Genomic DNA, 15,972 nt, shown 5'->3' with positions numbered 1-15,972 from the left:
GATCGAGCCAAAAAGCTCTGGGTCACGGTCGGAAAGGGACTGGGTGAAAAAACCGGTATCACGAAGATTGGCGTTCATTGGGGCTCCACATGGCTGGGGATTATCTCGCGGATTTCCTATCGGAAACGGTACATATGCAAAAGCAGTAAAGCGACGATTTGGCCCGCTGTGGCGTCAAGACTGGCCTAATGGGGAAAGGTATGTTTGTTTCGGAACCAAATGTGCAGCACCGGAAACCGAAAAAGATGACAAAGAGAATCGCATTTCTCGCCAGCGACATCAAAGTGGCGCAAACCGCGCGGGACAGCCTGGTGAAACTGTATGGAAATGTTGCGCCTCGGGATGCGGATGTTGTGGTCGCGTTGGGCGGCGACGGGTTCATGCTGCACACGATGCACAACATGCAACATCTCGACACGCCCGTTTATGGCATGAACCGCGGCACCATCGGATTCCTGATGAACGAATTTCACAAGGCAGACCTTTTGGAGCGTTTGGCCGCCGCGGAGGAAGAGGTCATCAACCCATTGGCGATGCGGGCCATGGACCAGGCGGGCAAATTGCATGAGGCGCTGGCAATCAACGAGGTGTCGCTGTTGCGGGCCGGGCCGCAGGCGGCGCGTCTCAAAATCAGTGTCGACGGGCGGGTTCGGATGGACGAACTGGTTTGCGACGGTGCATTGCTGTCAACGCCAGCCGGATCGACTGCTTATAACTACTCGGCACACGGTCCCATTTTGCCAATCGGCTCGGACGTGCTTGCGCTGACGGCAATTGCCGCCTTTCGCCCGCGCCGTTGGCGCGGTGCGCTGCTGCCCAAGATAGCGAAGGTTCGCTTCGATGTACTGGACGCAGATAAACGACCGGTCATGGCGGATGCAGACTCGGTTTCCTTCGAAGATATAGATTGGGTCGAGATTCGGTCAGAACCGTCCATCGAACACCGCATCCTTTTCGATCCGGGGCACGGGTTGGAAGAACGGCTGATCTCGGAACAATTCACCTAAATCGCGAAACATCGAAGGTTTTTTCGCCTTATGTGAACCAGTTCACAGGAGTTCGATTCATCTTTTGTTAGTCTGAGTATGCCCGGAATACACGCCTAGGTGGGAGTGAGTGGCCACCAGACGGCGTTGTCGAATGATTGCGCAAATTTCGCGCTGGCGAGGGTAGGTGGTGCTACGCTCGTTATCAAATTTCCGGGTTTATTTAAGCAAGCGGACCCTGGGCACAAAAAACCCGGGGTCTATTTCTTTGGCCGGGGCGACTTATGTGGTCGTCCCCATCATATCCCATAACGGCAGACACATTTGACCTACGCGCGCCTCAATCGCGGCGGCGGCATCGACCGCCATGTCCTCGCGCCAGCGACGGGCGGCGATCTGAATGTTGATCGGTTGCGGCCCGTTTGGCAGGTCGGCCAACCGCGCGGGAACGCAGGCGGCAGGCAACCCGAGGAAATTCATCGCATAGGAGTAGACAGCGCAGCCCAGAACCTCGTGCACGCCCTCGGCGCCTTCGGTATCCCGGTCCGGTTTAAAGAACGGCTGTGGCAGGAATGGCGACAAAACCAGAGGGTAGTCATCCATGAACAGCGACCATTCCCGGGCAAAATGGCTGCGTTTTGCCAGCATCCTGATCAGTTCGGTTTCCAGAATCGGCGGAAATTCCTGAAAATAGACTTCAAAAATATCGCGGATAGTTTGTGAGCCCGCTGCCTCGATGTCGCCCTTCATCAAGGTCAGAACTTCGCCCATCAGCGCGCGATATCCGGAGCGGCCGCATTCAAAGACATCGGGCGGATCGATCTCCTCTAAAAGATATCCGGCGTCGACCAGCGCATCGCGCGCTGAGTCCAGCGCCTTTTCGACCTCGGGGTGCAGGGCATAACCAAAAGTGTTTTTGGTGAAGGCGACCTTGACGGGGCCTTCCATGTTTTCACCGCGCCACGGTATCGGGACGTGAAACGGATCGCGTGGGTCTTCCGCAATCAAGCTGGGCATCGACCGGTGAAGGTCCGCGGCAGAGCGTGTGATCAGGCCCTGCACCGACATGGACTGCGCCAGAATCCCGCGCTCGGTCTGTTGACTGGGGTTCCAGGCAGGCACGCGGCCAAGGCCCGGTTTAACGGTGACAGCCCCGTTGGCGGCGGCCGGAAACCGCAGGCTGCCGCCGATGTCGTTGCCATGGGCCAGCGCTCCGATGCCGGACATAACGGCCGCACCTGCGCCACCCGAAGACCCGCCGGGTGAAATGTGGCGACCCCATGGGTTATGGGTCCGACCATGCAACGGGTTGTCGGTGTCTGCGCGGAACGAAAACTCGGGCGTATTTGTTCGACCGATCACGATAGCCCCGGCGTTTTGCAGGTTGCGCACGACGGGGGCGTCGTCGGGCGCGATCACGTCTTTTAGCGCCACAACGCCGTTAGACGTTGCGTGACCCTTTTGATCGACATTGATCTTGATGGTGACCGGCACCCCGTGCAGCGGACCGATTGCTGTCCCTTGCGCTTTGGCTTTATCCAGATTGCGTGCCCGCTCCAGCGCTTCATCGCTCAGATCCTCGACCACGGCGTTCAGGTTCGGGTTGACCTGATGCATTCGCGTGATCGCGTCTTGCACTACATCTTCGGCGCTCAGCTCTCCGCTGTGGGTGAGTGCGGTCAACTCTGTGGCGCTCAGGCGCCAGATGTCTGTTTGGGTCATGAAGCCTCACTGTCTTGGTCAGACAGTAGGGGCCCTGTTTCTGGTTGCAAGAGAAAGGCGAGGCGCGGGCGGCCAAAGACCGCCCGCAGGCCGCTTATTGGGCGTATCCGATGGATTTCAGCGCTACGGTGATCTCGTCCAAAATGACCGGATCGTCGATGGTTGCGGGCATCTTGTAGTCTTTGCTGTCCGCTATCGACACCATCGTCCCACGCAGGATTTTGCCCGACCGTGTCTTGGGAAGACGATCCACGACAACGGCCTGCTTGAAGGCGGCGACCGGGCCGATCTTTTCGCGCACTAGTTTGACGACGTCCTGAACGACCTCGCCGTGATCCCGATCGCACCCCGCGTTCAGGCACAGAAAGCCCACGGGCATCTGCCCCTTAAGCTGATCCGTCACGCCGATCACCGCACATTCGGCCACATCGGGATGGGCGGCCAGAACCTCTTCCATCCCGCCGGTGGACAGCCGGTGGCCCGCGACGTTGATCACGTCATCGGTGCGCGCCATAATGTAGAGGTATCCGTCCTCATCGATCATGCCCGCGTCACCGGTTTCGTAGTATCCGGGGAAATGGTTCAGGTAGGAGCTTTTGAACCGCTCTTCGGCATTCCAAAGCGTCGGCAGGGTGCCCGGTGGCAGCGGCAGTTTGACTGCAATCGCGCCAAGCTCACCGGGTTTCATCGGGTGGCCGCCTTCGTCCAGGATCTGCACGTCATATCCCGGCATCGCCTTTGCGGGTGAACCCAGCTTGACCGGAAGTTCCTCGATCCCCAAGGGATTACCTGCAATGGCCCAACCGGTCTCGGTCTGCCACCAGTGGTCGATTACGGGAACATTCAGTGCTGCCTGCGCCCACTCGATCGTGTCGGGGTCGGCGCGTTCCCCGGCCAGGTACAGGGCGCGTAATTTCGAAAGGTCGTATTTCGCCAGCAACTCGCCCTTCGGGTCCTCGCGTTTGACGGCCCGAATGGCGGTGGGGGCGGTGAAGAAGCTTTTGACCTTATGCTCGGAAATTACCCGCCAGAATGTGCCCGCATCGGGGGTGCCTACCGGTTTTCCCTCAAAGACGATGGTGGTGTTTCCGTGGATCAGCGGGGCGTAGCAGATGTAGGAATGCCCCACGACCCAGCCGACATCCGACGCCGCCCAGAACACGTCTCCGGGGTCAACGTCATAAATATTCTTCATCGTCCAGTTCAGCGCCACAAGATGTCCTGCGGTCGGACGTACGACACCTTTAGGCGCGCCCGTGGTGCCGGATGTATAAAGGATGTAGGCCGGATCGTTGCCGTCCACCGGAACGCATTCCGCCGGCTCGACGCCGTACTGGAAGCCGTGCCAGTTGAAATCGCGCCCTTCGACCAGATTTGCCACTTCCTGTTCCCTTTGGAAGATCACGCAAAAATCGGGTTTGTGGCTGGCCATGTCGATGGCACCGTCCAGCAGGGGTTTATAGTGCACGACGCGGCCCGGCTCCATCCCGCAGGACGCAGCGATGATCGCCTTGGGTTTCGCGTCGTCGATCCGTACTGCCAATTCGTTGCTGGCAAACCCGCCAAACACCACTGAATGTACCGCTCCAAGACGAGCGCAAGCCAGCATCGCCTCAAGCGCTTCGGGGATCATCGGCATATAGATGATGACGCGGTCGCCCTTTTCGACCCCCTTGGCGCGCAGCGCCCCGGCCAGTGTAGCCACGCGATTTCGCAATTCGACATACGAGATTTCGCGTTTGGTGTGGGTGATCGGGCTGTCGTATATAATGGCCGTCTGCTCTCCGCGGCCATTTTCCACATGCCGATCCACCGAGTTCCAGCAGGTGTTCACCTTGGCGTCACAGAACCATTCGTAAAGCGGAGCGTTGTCGTCAAACAGCGCTTTGGTCGGAGGTTGAACCCAATCTATCCCCTTTGCGGCCTCCATCCAGAATGCCTCTGGATTGGATTTCCAGCTTTCGTAAACGTCCTGATAGGCCACTTTGATCTCCTCCTTGAATTCCTTTCGCTGTGTGTAGGGCGGCTGGGGGGCAGCACACAAGCGAGGGACATAACGGGGCGTCACTTTATCGCAAAATATTTGCAGATTTAGCTGAATTGACCTGCAAATTTTTGCAAACTGATCATCTGGGGTAAATTCAGCTGCACCAATTGCCGGTTTTTGCAAATCTGCAAATCTTGGCGTGCAAAGAATCACCAGCTCTCGGATTGAGATCAGGTGCCCGACGAGGCACCTGATCGAAAGTGTACGGGAACTTTACCCGTAATGTGCCACCGGAGTTCCGGCGATGGCCGCCATGTTCAGCAATCCCCGCGCGGTGATCGACGGGGTTACGATATGTGCCTTATTGCCCATTCCCATCAGGACCGGGCCAACCTCAATGCCGTCGGCTTTCATCTTCAGGATATTGCGCACACCGCTGGCTGCGTCTGCATGGGCAAAAATGAGCACATTAGCCGGTCCTGCCATTCGAGAATTCGGGAAAATCCGCGACCGCAATTCGGGGTCAAGTGCCAGGTCGAGGTTCATTTCGCCTTCATAAGTGAAATCGCGCGTTTCAGAGTCGAGTATGTCGAGAGCGGCCCGCAGCCGTTTGCCCGAACCCTCTACCTGATTGCCGAATTGCGATTGCGAACAAAATGCGATCTTGGGCTCGATCCCAAAGCGCCGCACATGGCGGGCCGCTCCGATAGTGGATTCGGCCAGTTCCTCAGGAGTCGGCAATTGCCTCACATGCGTGTCGGCAATGAACAGAGGCCCGTCTTCCAGAATCATCAGCGACAACGCACCGTGGGGGCGCAAATCGCCGTCTGCCAGTACCTGTTCAACGTAGTTGAGATGCCAGCGATATTCGCCGAAAGTCCCGCAGATCAGACTGTCTGCCTCACCGCGATGCACCATGATAGCTGCAATAGCGGTGTTGTTCGTACGCATGATCGCCTTGGCCAGATCCGGGGTCACACCGCGGCGCTGCATGATGTCGTGATACGAGCTCCAGTAGTCGTAGTACCGGGGGTCGTCTTGAGGGTTCACGATCTGGAAATCTTCACCGGGTCTGACTGTCAGACCCAGCCGTTCGCACCGTGCATCGATCACCTCTGGGCGCCCAATCAGAATGGGCGTTTCAGTGGTTTCTTCCAAAATGGCCTGAGCCGCGCGCAGGACCCGCTCGTCCTCGCCCTCGGCAAAAACGATCCGGCGAGAGGCAACGGCTGCGGCCTCGAATACCGGCCGCATCAGCAGGGCGGACTTGAACACGGTCTGGTTCAGGCGTTCCTTGTAGGCTTCGATATCGTCAATCGGGCGTCTGGCAACGCCACTGTCCATCGCGGCCTTGGCGACCGAAGACGACACAACGCCAACGAGGCGCGGATCAAACGGTTTCGGAATCAGGTAGTCCGGTCCAAAAGTCAGCTGTTCGCCCTTGTAGGCTGCAGCGGCTTCAGCGCTGGTTGTGGCGCGGGCCATTTCGGCGATGCCGTCCACGCAAGCGATCTGCATTTCGTCATTGATCTCTGTTGCGCCCACGTCAAGAGCGCCTCGGAAGATGAAGGGGAAACACAATACATTGTTGACCTGATTGGGGAAATCGCTGCGCCCCGTGGCAATAATTGCGTCCGGAGCCACCTCGCGCGCCGCGTCCGGCAGAATTTCCGGCGTCGGGTTGGCCAGTGCGAATATGATCGGGCGCTTGGCCATTTTTGCGACCATTTCGGGTTTCAGGACATTGGGTCCGCTGAGGCCCAGGAACAGGTCGGCATCGCCAATCACGTCGTCCAGGGTGCGCAGGTCCGTTTTCTGGGCAAACTGATCCTTGTGCGGGTTCATGTCCTCGGTCCGGCCCTCATAGACCAGCCCGTGAATGTCACACAGACAGATGTTCTCACGCTTAACGCCCAGCTTGACCAGCATATTGAGGCAGGCGATCCCGGCCGCGCCGCCACCGGTCGAAACTACCTTGATGTCTTCGAATTTCTTTCCCGCCACATGCAGAGCGTTTTTGACAGCAGCACCCACCACGATGGCAGTTCCGTGCTGGTCGTCGTGAAAGACGGGGATGTTCATGCGCTCGCGGCACAGCTTTTCGACAATAAAGCAGTCAGGCGCCTTGATGTCTTCCAGGTTGATTGCACCGAAAGTGGGCTCCAGTGCGCACACAATGTCCGCCAGCTTTTCGGGATCGGGCTGATCGACCTCGATGTCAAAACAATCGATCCCGGCGAATTTCTTGAACAGAACGGCCTTGCCCTCCATCACCGGTTTCGAGGCCAACGCGCCGATATTGCCCAGCCCCAGAACCGCCGTGCCGTTCGAGACAACCGCAACAAGATTGCCACGTGCCGTGTAAAGCTCGGCGTTGGATGCATCGGCCTTGATCTCAAGACTGGCTTCGGCCACGCCGGGGGAATAGGCGCGGGCCAGGTCACGGCCGTTGGCCATCGGCTTTGTCGCTTTGATCTCAAGCTTTCCGGGTTTTGGATGGGCGTGATAATCCAGCGCGGCCTGCCGCAGGTTAGGTGTGTCTGACATCAGCGATTCAACTCCATTCCAAATATTGATTGAGGGTTAAACTATTTCTGGTGGCTTGGCTACGTTGCGTCATTTTGCAACAGTTTTGCGACGACTTTTGCCCGTTAGTTGAAGTTCCGCGCAAAACAACTAAGTTCCGTCAACTTCGAAAACTCAGGCAACGGCAACGAGCACGGATTCCGGAATGAGCTATAAGGACGAATTTCAGGCAGAGAACGCTCTGCCTGCAGAAAGCATGTCTTTTGGCACGGATCGGTTTGCATTCCGCGCAGTGCTTGTCACGGCGGCGCTGATTCTGACCGCCGTTACAATCTGGCCAATTCAGGCTTCGGCCCTTAACCAGGAGGGCGGGCCGTTTGAAACAATCTCGGCTGCTGCGCTCTTGGCGGCGGGGCTGGCGGCGCTTTACCGATTTCCCGGTGCGACACGCCTTTATATCGGGCTGGTGTGCTTACTGTTGGCAGAAAGAGAGCTGGAGGCGGATATTTACGCTGTGGGCAGCATACCGTTCTGGGTACTGAACGGGCTGGACACGTTGCTGGACATGACGATTGTACGCGTGGTGCTGGCGGTTGTCGTGGTCGGGGGTGTCGTCTGGCACGGGATGCCGAACGCATGGCGGGCACTCAAACAACGCGCTCCATTTCTGTTTGTGTTTGTTCTTGCGGGCATGTTTGCGGTAATCGCCCAACTTCTTGAAGAAGTGTCGGGAATGTTCAGCGCAGATCTTTCCCAGGTGATGATGGTGCGTTTGTTCGTATTGGAAGAAACGCTTGAGATGTTCTTTTCGATTGGCATTTTGGCCGCCGTTCTGATCGGATGGCCAAAATCCAGGACCGAAGAGAACTATCATGACGAAATCGCAAAGCCAGACCCGCGCTGAGATTCGCCTGCCGACGCAGGAGCTGCGTAACGACATTCCATTTTACACCAGGACTCTGGGTATGCGGATGGACATGATCTATCCCGCTGACGACCCGCGAGTTGCCGTATTCTCGGGCCATGGCCTTCGGTTGCGGATCGAAAAAGACGCGCCCGAAGCGGCAGGTACGTTGCGCATTCATACGGATGACCCGGAAGGCTTCGCGAATGGTCAGCGCAGTCTTGTGGCTCCGAATGGAACACGGGTTGAAATCGAAGAGCTGAATCCGCCGCTGGTCATGCCGGAAACGGTACATTCCTTTGTGGTGCGCAGGCTCAAGGATCAGGCCCCGTGGATCATCGGGCGAGCCGGGATGCATTACCGCGATCTGGTGCCGGATCGGCTGGGCGGGTCGATCATCGCCAGTCATATTCGTATCCCTGACGGCGGTCCGGTGCCTGACATGGTGCATTTTCACAAGGTCGGGTTTCAGCTGATCTTCTGCATCCACGGCTGGGTTGATGTGGTTTACGAAGATCAGGGCGAAAAGATGCGCCTGACCGCCGGAGATTGCTTTATCCAGCCGCCCGAGATTCGTCACCGCGTGCTTGAGGCGTCCGACAATGTGCAGGTGATCGAAATCGGAGTTCCGGCTGAGCATGTCACCGAGATTGACCATGAGATGGAGCTACCGACACCTCATTATCGTCCGGATCGGGAATGGCAGGGGCAGCGCTTTGTCTACAATCAGGCCGAAGGTGCCAAATGGGTGCCGTTCCGCCTGCCGGGTTATATCTGCCGCGACACGACGATAGGTGAGAATACCAAAGGCGTTGCCGGTGTTCAGGTCGTACGAAAAGGGCAGGGCGAGCCGGTCTGGGCTACGCACGACACGGATATCCATTTCACCTTTGTCATGAACGGAGAAGTCACGCTTGAGGGCGAAAGGCGAGATCCGTTCCGCCTGGAGCAAGGCGATGCTTTTGTCATCCCGCCGGGAATGCGCACGCGACTGGCCGATCCTTCCGATGATGTCGAACTGCTCGAGGTTACTCTGCCGGGCACCTTCAACACGACGTTGGTTTAAGAGGATTTCGGCCCAGGAAACTTCCGTCCGGGGCTTCAACTCCCCGGGTGCTTTCATTTAGGGTATGACTTTCTGACCAGATGATCAAAAATTGGGGAATCGCTATGACTTTGAAAGATGCAGCTTTGTCTGTCCGGGAAAAAGCCTACGCACCCTATTCCAATTTCAAAGTTGGCGCGGCGATCCGGTCGTCGACTGGCGTGGTTTATTCCGGCTGCAACGTTGAAAACGTTGCCTATCCCGAGGGGACCTGCGCCGAGGCTGGTGCCATCGCCGCCATGGTCGCCGCAGGTGAACAGGAATTGGCCGAGGTCTATGTGGTCGCCTCATCTCCGCAGCCGGTACCGCCTTGCGGGGGATGTCGCCAGAAGTTGGCTGAGTTTGGCAAGCGCGGGGTGAAAGTGACTCTGGCGACAGCGGATGGTGCCGAGTTGGAAACCACAATCGGTGACCTTCTGCCCGGTGCCTTCGACGCTTCGCATATGGAGGACGTCTGAGCCCATGGACGCGCGTTCGATCATCGCAAAACTGCGCCGGAGCCAAGTGCCAACCGGCGAAGAACTGAATTGGTTCGCGCAAGGTCTCGCCGACGGCGGGGTCAGTGACGCACAGGCCGGGGCCTTTGCCATGGCGGTCTGCATGGGCGGGCTGGGCGCGCGGGGACGTGCCGATCTGACGGTTGCCATGCGCGACAGCGGCGATGTCCTGACGTGGGATTTTGACGGCCCGGTGATCGACAAGCATTCGACCGGTGGGGTCGGGGACTGTGTCAGTCTCGTGCTGGCGCCCGCGCTGGCCGAGTTAGGGGCATATGTCCCGATGATTTCGGGCCGTGGGTTGGGGCATACAGGGGGTACGCTGGACAAGCTCGAGGCCATTCCGGGCGTCAGCACGCAGATTGGGCAGAACCGTCTGACTCAGATTCTGCGTGAAACCGGCGCGGCTATTGTCGGTGCTACGGGTCAGATCGCGCCTGCGGACAAGCGGCTCTATGCAATCCGCGATGTGACGGCGACAGTTGAAAGCCTGGACCTGATCACCGCGTCGATCCTGTCCAAGAAACTGGCCGCCAGCCCCGAGGCTCTGGTGCTCGACGTCAAGGTTGGCAGCGGTGCGTTCATGAAAACGCTGGAAGATGCCCGCAAACTGGCAAAGGCCCTGACCGAGACGGCGAATGCGGCGGGATGCCGGACGTCGGCAGTGATTACCGATATGCATCAACCTTTGGCCCCGGCGCTCGGCAACGCGCTGGAAGTGGCCGAAGTGATGAACGTCCTGACCCACGCGCATTACGCGCCGCTGACCGAGATCTCGGCTGAGCTGGGAGGGGTTCTGCTGGTTGATGCCGGAATGTACGCAACCGCAGATGAGGGGCGCGACAAGGTCGCCGAAGTCATCCGCGATGGCCGTGCTGCCGAACGGTTCGGGCGCATGATGGCGGCGGTCGGCGGGCCTTTGCAATTTATCGACGATTGGTCCCGCTATCTGCCCGAAGCCAGTGTGATCCTCGAGGTTCCCGCTCCGGCCAGTGGTTACGTAACCGCGATAGATGGCGAGGCGCTGGGCCTTGCCGTGGTCTCTCTGGGCGGTGGGCGGCAGGTCGAAGATGACGTGATTGACCCAGCGGTTGGTCTGTCGGGCATTGTTCGGCTTGGCGACAAGGTCGACAAAGGCATGCCGTTGGCGGTTGTTCACGCCGCGCGCGAAGACGCAGCACGACGGGCGGCGGAAGCCGTCCGAAAGGCAGTCACGATCGGCCCTGACACGCCCAGGGAACCCACGCTCGTTCATGAAAGGATCACACCGTGACCCGCGCATTTCTTGTTGTGATGGACTCGGTCGGCATCGGCGGCGCACCGGATGCAGACCAATTCTTTAATGGCGAAATCCCTGATACCGGCGCAAACACGCTGGCCCATATCGCGCAGGCGTGTGCCGTAGGGAAAGCCGAAGAGGGGCGATCCGGGCCGCTGCATCTTCCCAATCTGGATGCGCTTGGGCTGGGCGCTGCCACTCGTCTGGCTTCTGGCGCGGAAACGCCCGGATTGACGGCAACGCCTTCGGGCCTCTGGGGCAGCGCGCGCGAGCATTCGCCGGGAAAGGACACGCCCTCGGGCCATTGGGAGTTGGCAGGGTTGCCGGTGCCGTGGGACTGGCATTACTTCCCGGACACCACGCCATCCTTCCCGGCGGACCTGAACCGCGCCGCAGCGGAGGCAGCTGGTACCGGCGGTATCCTTGGCGACTGCCATGCTTCGGGCACAGCAATCATTGCCGAGCTTGGGGCGGAGCATATGCGGACCGGCTGGCCGATATGCTACACCTCGGCCGACAGCGTGTTCCAGATCGCGGCGCATGAGGAGACCTTTGGCCTTGACCGTCTGCTGGACATGTGCCGGTCGCTTGCGCCGCGCTTGCATGAGATGAAAGTAGGGCGCGTCATCGCGCGGCCCTTTGTCGGCACGCCCGAAGACGGGTTCACCCGCACCACCAATCGCAAGGATTTCGCCATCCTGCAGCCCGCGCCGGTTCTGACCAATTGGGCGCAGGATGCGGGGCGCACGGTGCATGCGGTGGGCAAGATCGGCGACATCTTCTCGATGCAGGGGATCGATTCACTGCGCAAAGGCTCGGATGCTAATTTGATGGTACACCTGTCTGATCTCGTCGATGAGGCAGAAGAGGGCAGCCTGACTTTCGCAAATTTCGTTGAATTCGACAGCCTCTATGGCCACCGCCGTGATATAAGCGGCTATGCTGGCGCTCTGGAATGGTTCGACCGCGAGATCGGAGCGATCCTTCAAAAGCTGCGCCCCGACGACCTGATGTTGCTGACCGCGGATCATGGCAACGATCCCAGTTGGATCGGAACTGACCACACGCGAGAGCAGGTGCCCGTGCTGATCGCCGGGCAGGGTGCGGGCCAGATTGGCACAGTCAATTTCGCCGATGTCGCCGCCAGCATCGCGCACCATCTGAACATTCCGGCACAGGGGTCGGGAAGGAACTTTCTATGACCGTCGCAGAACTGCCCAAGATCGAACTGCACCTGCACCACGAAGGCGCAGCCCCGCCAGCATTCATCCGTCAACTTGCGCATGAAAAGCGTATTGATCTGAGCGGGATATTCACGCCCGATGGCAAATATGACTTTCGCGATTTCGCGCATTTCCTCAGCGTTTATGAGGCCGCCTGCGAAGTCCTGAAGACGCCCGAGGACTTCCGCCGTCTGACCTTGGCGATCCTCGAGGAAAGCGCCGCAAACGGCGTGGTGTATTCCGAAACATTCCTCAGCCCAGATTTCTGTGGTGGTGGTGACCTGCACGCATGGAAGGATTACCTGAACGCCATTCAGGACGCGGCGGACGAGGCGGAACGCAAGCTCGATATCACGCTGCGCGGCGTTGTCACTTGTGTCCGGCACTTTGGACCAGAACAGGCAAAGCGCAGTGCTAATTGCGCCGCCGAAACCGCCGGTGAATGGGTCACGGGGTTTGGCATGGGCGGCAATGAATCCATTGGCACCCAGGGCGATTACAAATGGGCCTTTGACTGCGCGCGTGAGGCAGGTTTGCGATTGACCACCCATGCCGGCGAGTTCGGTGGGCCGGAAAGCGTACGTGAAGCGGTTCGTGAGCTGGGCGTCGAGCGGATCGGTCATGGCGTCCGCGCTATCGAAGACGCCGACCTGATCCGCGAGCTTATTGACCGGGAGGTCACGCTCGAGGTCTGCCCGGGCTCGAACGTGGTACTGGGGCTGTTTCCCGATTTTACCGCGCACCCGATTGCGCGGTTACGTGACCATGGCGTCAACGTCACCGTTTCCACCGACGACCCGCCGTTTTTCCATACCACCATGCGGCGAGAATATGAGATGCTGGGCAATGCCTTTGGCTGGGATGCCGAGGACTTCGCTGCCCTGAATGACACGGCCCTGAATGCGGCCTTTTGTGATGAGGATACCCGCGCGCGGGTCAAGAAAAGACTGGAGAGAACATGAGCGAACATCTGACCGTCGTCGACCACCCGCTGGTCCAGCACAAACTGACGCTCATGCGGGACAAGGGCACCTCGACCGCCGTATTCCGTCAGTTGCTGCGTGAAATCACCTTGCTGCTGGCTTATGAAGTTACGCGCGAACTGAAACTGACCACCCGCCACATTGAAACACCAATGGAAGAGATGGATGCCCCCATTCTGGCAGGCAAGAAACTGGCGCTGGTCTCGATCCTGCGGGCGGGTAACGGAATGCTGGACGGGGTGCTGGAGTTAATCCCTTCGGCCCGTGTTGGCTTTGTCGGGCTTTATCGCGATGAAGAGACGCTGAAGCCGGTACAATACTACTTCAAGGCACCTGAAGGGCTGAAGGATCGTCTGGTCATCGCCGTTGATCCGATGCTGGCCACCGGCAACAGCTCGGCGGCGGCGATTGATCTGCTGAAAGAAGCCGGAGCCACCGATATCCGCTTCCTCTGCCTGCTGGCGGCACCCGAAGGAGTGGAGCGTATGAAAGAGGCGCATCCTGACGTCCATATCGTGACGGCAGCGCTGGACCGCGAGCTGAACTCCAAGGGCTACATCATGCCCGGCTTGGGTGACGCTGGCGACCGGATGTTTGGGACAAAGTAATCTGGCTTACTCGCCGCAGATGTTCTGCAGTCGAACCCAATCGCGGTCCGGCAGTACCTGTTGCAGGGGGCGACCCGCCATAGGGTCGGCCTCGATCAGGGCCAATACTGTCTCGCCAGTGACATCCACCGCGTAGGCATAAGGCGTAGACGGCAGCGCGACTTGCGCGAAAATGGCCAGCAAATCTTCGTCCGGCACCGAAGGGCGCGGTTCGGACAACACCTGCTCAGAGTAGGAATCGACAATCTCGGGCGTCAGTTCTCCGGTCGTCAACAGGCGGAACGCTGCTGTGGCTCCGGTGCGGTCCAACAAGTCGTCCAATGGGTCTTGCGCCTCGGAGCGCGCGCGCTCGGCGATGATGTATCCGGCGGCGACCGTCGGGTCTTCGTGATCCTCTACCAGAGACCGGTTGAGCAGAAAGATTCCGCCGGGCAGGCTGAGGCTGCTTTGCACCCCGGCGGGCAGGATAACGATCTCCTGCACGCCGGTTCGTGCGGCGAGTTTTTCAAGCACTGCCTGAGTATCCTCGGTGGCACAGGCCCGGCCTGACACCCGTTCGATCCGATCCAGAATCGCATCGCCGATATCGTGGCGTTTGATATCGGGAACGACCGAGACGACATGGTTTTGCAGAGCAGCAGGCATCCAAAGCAGCAACAACGCGGCAACGGCGCCCACGACACCCGCAACGCTCAACCAGCGCAAGCGGCCAGGATGTGGCCGCGCCCGGTCGATGGCGCGTTGCAACCGGTCTATGGCCTCGATCATCGTGGTTTCGGTTTCTGCCAGTTCCAGGGTTTCATCCGGATCGCCGTCCGGATTGAAAATGGCGGGGTACGCGCCCGGGTTTTGACGTTCCAATGCCGCCAGAGACCAATGCGTCAAAGCCTGTTCATTGAAATCTGAGATTGTTAGCGTGGCTTCGCCAATCGACACCACGACCTCACGCCGCTGTACGTCAGGCGAGGATCGCCACAGACCGGTCGCTTCGATCCGCTGGAACTGTTTCAGTGCCGTCTTCAAGGTGAGGTATGCTCGTGATTATTTTGATTCAGCTTAGCATGGTAATTTCCAAAGGCGCAAACCTGTTGCGCCCTGTTTGAAAATTGTGCTGGATACCATGACGCGGGTATTTAGTTTGCCCGTGTCCTTTCAGAACCGGGGCGCAGAATGCAGGCGGACACTCAGACCTCACCGATTTTGGCGTCTGTGCTGATGATCAGTGCAATGGCGATCATCGGAATAGTCGACAATGTGGTGATCCTGCTGGCCGAAAATATCGGGTTGTGGCAATTCCATATGAGCCGCGCCCTTCTGATGCTGCCGCTGGTTTTCGGCCTGTCGCTTCTGGGTCTGGGCGGGCTGCGTCCGAAACGCCTTGTGCCGGTCATCCTGCGCAGCGTGCTGATCACGCTGGCCATGCTGTTCTACTTTTCGTCTCTGGCCCTGATGCCGATTGCACAGGCGCTGGCTGGCCTGTTCACGTCGCCGATCTTCGTGCTGTTGATCTCAGCCCTTGCGTTGGGGCAGAGCATCGGGCCCTGGCGCATACTTGCGGTCCTGATTGGATTCGCCGGTATCCTTTTGGTATTGCAACCCAACCCCTACGAATTCGATGTCCAAACGCTGCTGCCGGTGGCCGGGGGACTGTTCTATGCCTTGGGCGCCATCATCACGCGCAGCCACTGTTCCGAAGAAAGCACCGTAGCGCTGTTGGCGGCCATGGTCATCACGTTGGGGTTGGCCGGGGCCATAGGCCTGGCGGTGTTCACTGCCTTACCGTTGTCGGTTCCTGATGGTCCAGACGGGTTTGTGACCCGAGGTTGGGTCTGGCAAATGCAACCCGCGCTGCCCTGGATCGTGGTGCAGGCGGTCGGGTCGACCATTGCTGTCTTCATGCTGATCAAAGCCTATCAGATTGGTGAGCCTTCGTATGTTGCCGTTTTTGAATATTCGGTGATGATTTTTGGCCCGCTATTCGCCTGGGTCGCGCTCGGGCAGGCGATCGGTGTCATGCAGGTCGCCGGGATCGGATTGATCGCCTCGGCTGGTGCACTGCTTGGCCGGCGATCCAGGCGGGCAACAGAACGGCAGGCCACGGTGTGAAAGCTCGGTGCGGCTGTTGTTGCGTGTTCGTTCCGAACCCCGACAC

Annotated in this window: 14 protein-coding genes; 10 read left to right on the top strand and 4 right to left on the bottom strand. The window is 59.0% G+C overall.

Annotated features, from left to right (window positions below; translation table 11 throughout):
• Both GOX66_RS25640 and GOX66_RS17975 read left to right on the top strand, forming a co-directional pair.
• Positions 1-189 (top strand): hypothetical protein (locus GOX66_RS25640; protein ID WP_214652683.1); only part of this gene is annotated, 189 nt, incomplete at its 5' end.
• Positions 190-245: 56 nt separating this feature from the next.
• Positions 246-1,007, top strand: coding sequence for an NAD kinase (locus GOX66_RS17975; protein WP_237212662.1), 762 nt, complete (start codon positions 246-248; stop codon positions 1,005-1,007).
• A gap of 261 nt (positions 1,008-1,268) precedes the next feature.
• On the opposite strand, the gene GOX66_RS17970 is transcribed toward GOX66_RS17975, so the two are convergent.
• The 3 genes from GOX66_RS17970 to GOX66_RS17960 all read right to left on the bottom strand — a co-directional run bounded on the left by GOX66_RS17970 (position 1,269) and on the right by GOX66_RS17960 (position 7,242).
• The gene (locus tag GOX66_RS17970; RefSeq protein WP_170764173.1) at positions 1,269-2,708 is read right to left on the bottom strand and encodes an amidase family protein; all 1,440 of its coding nucleotides are present in this window, start codon (positions 2,706-2,708) and stop codon (positions 1,269-1,271) included.
• A 94-nt stretch (positions 2,709-2,802) separates the two neighbouring features.
• The gene (prpE, locus tag GOX66_RS17965; RefSeq protein ID WP_170764171.1) at positions 2,803-4,692 is read right to left on the bottom strand and encodes a propionate-CoA ligase PrpE; all 1,890 of its coding nucleotides are present in this window, start codon (positions 4,690-4,692) and stop codon (positions 2,803-2,805) included.
• Between the two features lie 276 nt (positions 4,693-4,968).
• On the bottom strand, positions 4,969-7,242 hold the full coding sequence (locus GOX66_RS17960) for an NADP-dependent malic enzyme (protein ID WP_170764169.1): 2,274 nt from the start codon (positions 7,240-7,242) through the stop codon (positions 4,969-4,971).
• A gap of 184 nt (positions 7,243-7,426) precedes the next feature.
• Here GOX66_RS17960 and GOX66_RS17955 point away from each other — a divergent pair, with 184 nt between their 5' ends.
• The 7 genes from GOX66_RS17955 (at position 7,427) to upp (ending at position 13,820) form a co-directional block, all read left to right on the top strand.
• A complete protein-coding gene (locus GOX66_RS17955) occupies positions 7,427-8,125 on the top strand; it encodes a hypothetical protein (RefSeq protein ID WP_170764167.1) in 699 nt (232 codons plus the stop codon).
• Complete coding sequence (locus GOX66_RS17950; protein WP_170764165.1) at positions 8,094-9,191, top strand: cupin domain-containing protein; 1,098 nt, start codon at positions 8,094-8,096, stop codon at positions 9,189-9,191. The genes GOX66_RS17955 and GOX66_RS17950 overlap by 32 nt, the downstream gene beginning before the upstream one ends.
• A 104-nt stretch (positions 9,192-9,295) precedes the next feature.
• The gene (locus tag GOX66_RS17945) at positions 9,296-9,688 is read left to right on the top strand and encodes a cytidine deaminase (protein WP_170764163.1); all 393 of its coding nucleotides are present in this window, start codon (positions 9,296-9,298) and stop codon (positions 9,686-9,688) included.
• A gap of 4 nt (positions 9,689-9,692) precedes the next feature.
• Positions 9,693-11,000 (top strand): thymidine phosphorylase, encoded by a 1,308-nt coding sequence (locus tag GOX66_RS17940; RefSeq protein WP_170764161.1) that lies wholly within the window; start codon positions 9,693-9,695, stop codon positions 10,998-11,000.
• Positions 10,997-12,208, top strand: coding sequence for a phosphopentomutase (locus GOX66_RS17935; protein ID WP_170764159.1), 1,212 nt, complete (start codon positions 10,997-10,999; stop codon positions 12,206-12,208). Before GOX66_RS17940 ends, GOX66_RS17935 begins: the two co-directional genes overlap by 4 nt.
• Positions 12,205-13,191, top strand: a complete 987-nt coding sequence (locus tag GOX66_RS17930) for an adenosine deaminase (RefSeq protein WP_170764157.1) — start codon at positions 12,205-12,207, stop codon at positions 13,189-13,191. Before GOX66_RS17935 ends, GOX66_RS17930 begins: the two co-directional genes overlap by 4 nt.
• Positions 13,188-13,820: a uracil phosphoribosyltransferase gene (gene upp, locus GOX66_RS17925; protein ID WP_170764155.1), complete on the top strand. Its 633-nt coding sequence runs from the start codon at positions 13,188-13,190 to the stop codon at positions 13,818-13,820. Before GOX66_RS17930 ends, upp begins: the two co-directional genes overlap by 4 nt.
• 6 nt (positions 13,821-13,826) lie before the next feature.
• Here the strand turns inward: upp and GOX66_RS17920 are convergent, their stop codons facing one another.
• Positions 13,827-14,843: a hypothetical protein gene (locus GOX66_RS17920; RefSeq protein WP_170764153.1), complete on the bottom strand. Its 1,017-nt coding sequence runs from the start codon at positions 14,841-14,843 to the stop codon at positions 13,827-13,829.
• Positions 14,844-14,990: 147 nt separating this feature from the next.
• On the opposite strand from GOX66_RS17920, the gene GOX66_RS17915 reads away from it, so the two are divergent.
• Positions 14,991-15,926: a DMT family transporter gene (locus tag GOX66_RS17915; protein WP_170764151.1), complete on the top strand. Its 936-nt coding sequence runs from the start codon at positions 14,991-14,993 to the stop codon at positions 15,924-15,926.
• The last annotated feature ends 46 nt before the right edge of the window (positions 15,927-15,972 follow it).

The organism is Ruegeria lacuscaerulensis (assembly GCF_013031245.1).
In the GTDB taxonomy this organism is placed as follows: domain Bacteria; phylum Pseudomonadota; class Alphaproteobacteria; order Rhodobacterales; family Rhodobacteraceae; genus Ruegeria; species Ruegeria lacuscaerulensis_C.
The sequence above is the reverse complement of the archived record's forward strand: the minus strand, read 5'-3'. Positions and strand labels throughout refer to the sequence as shown.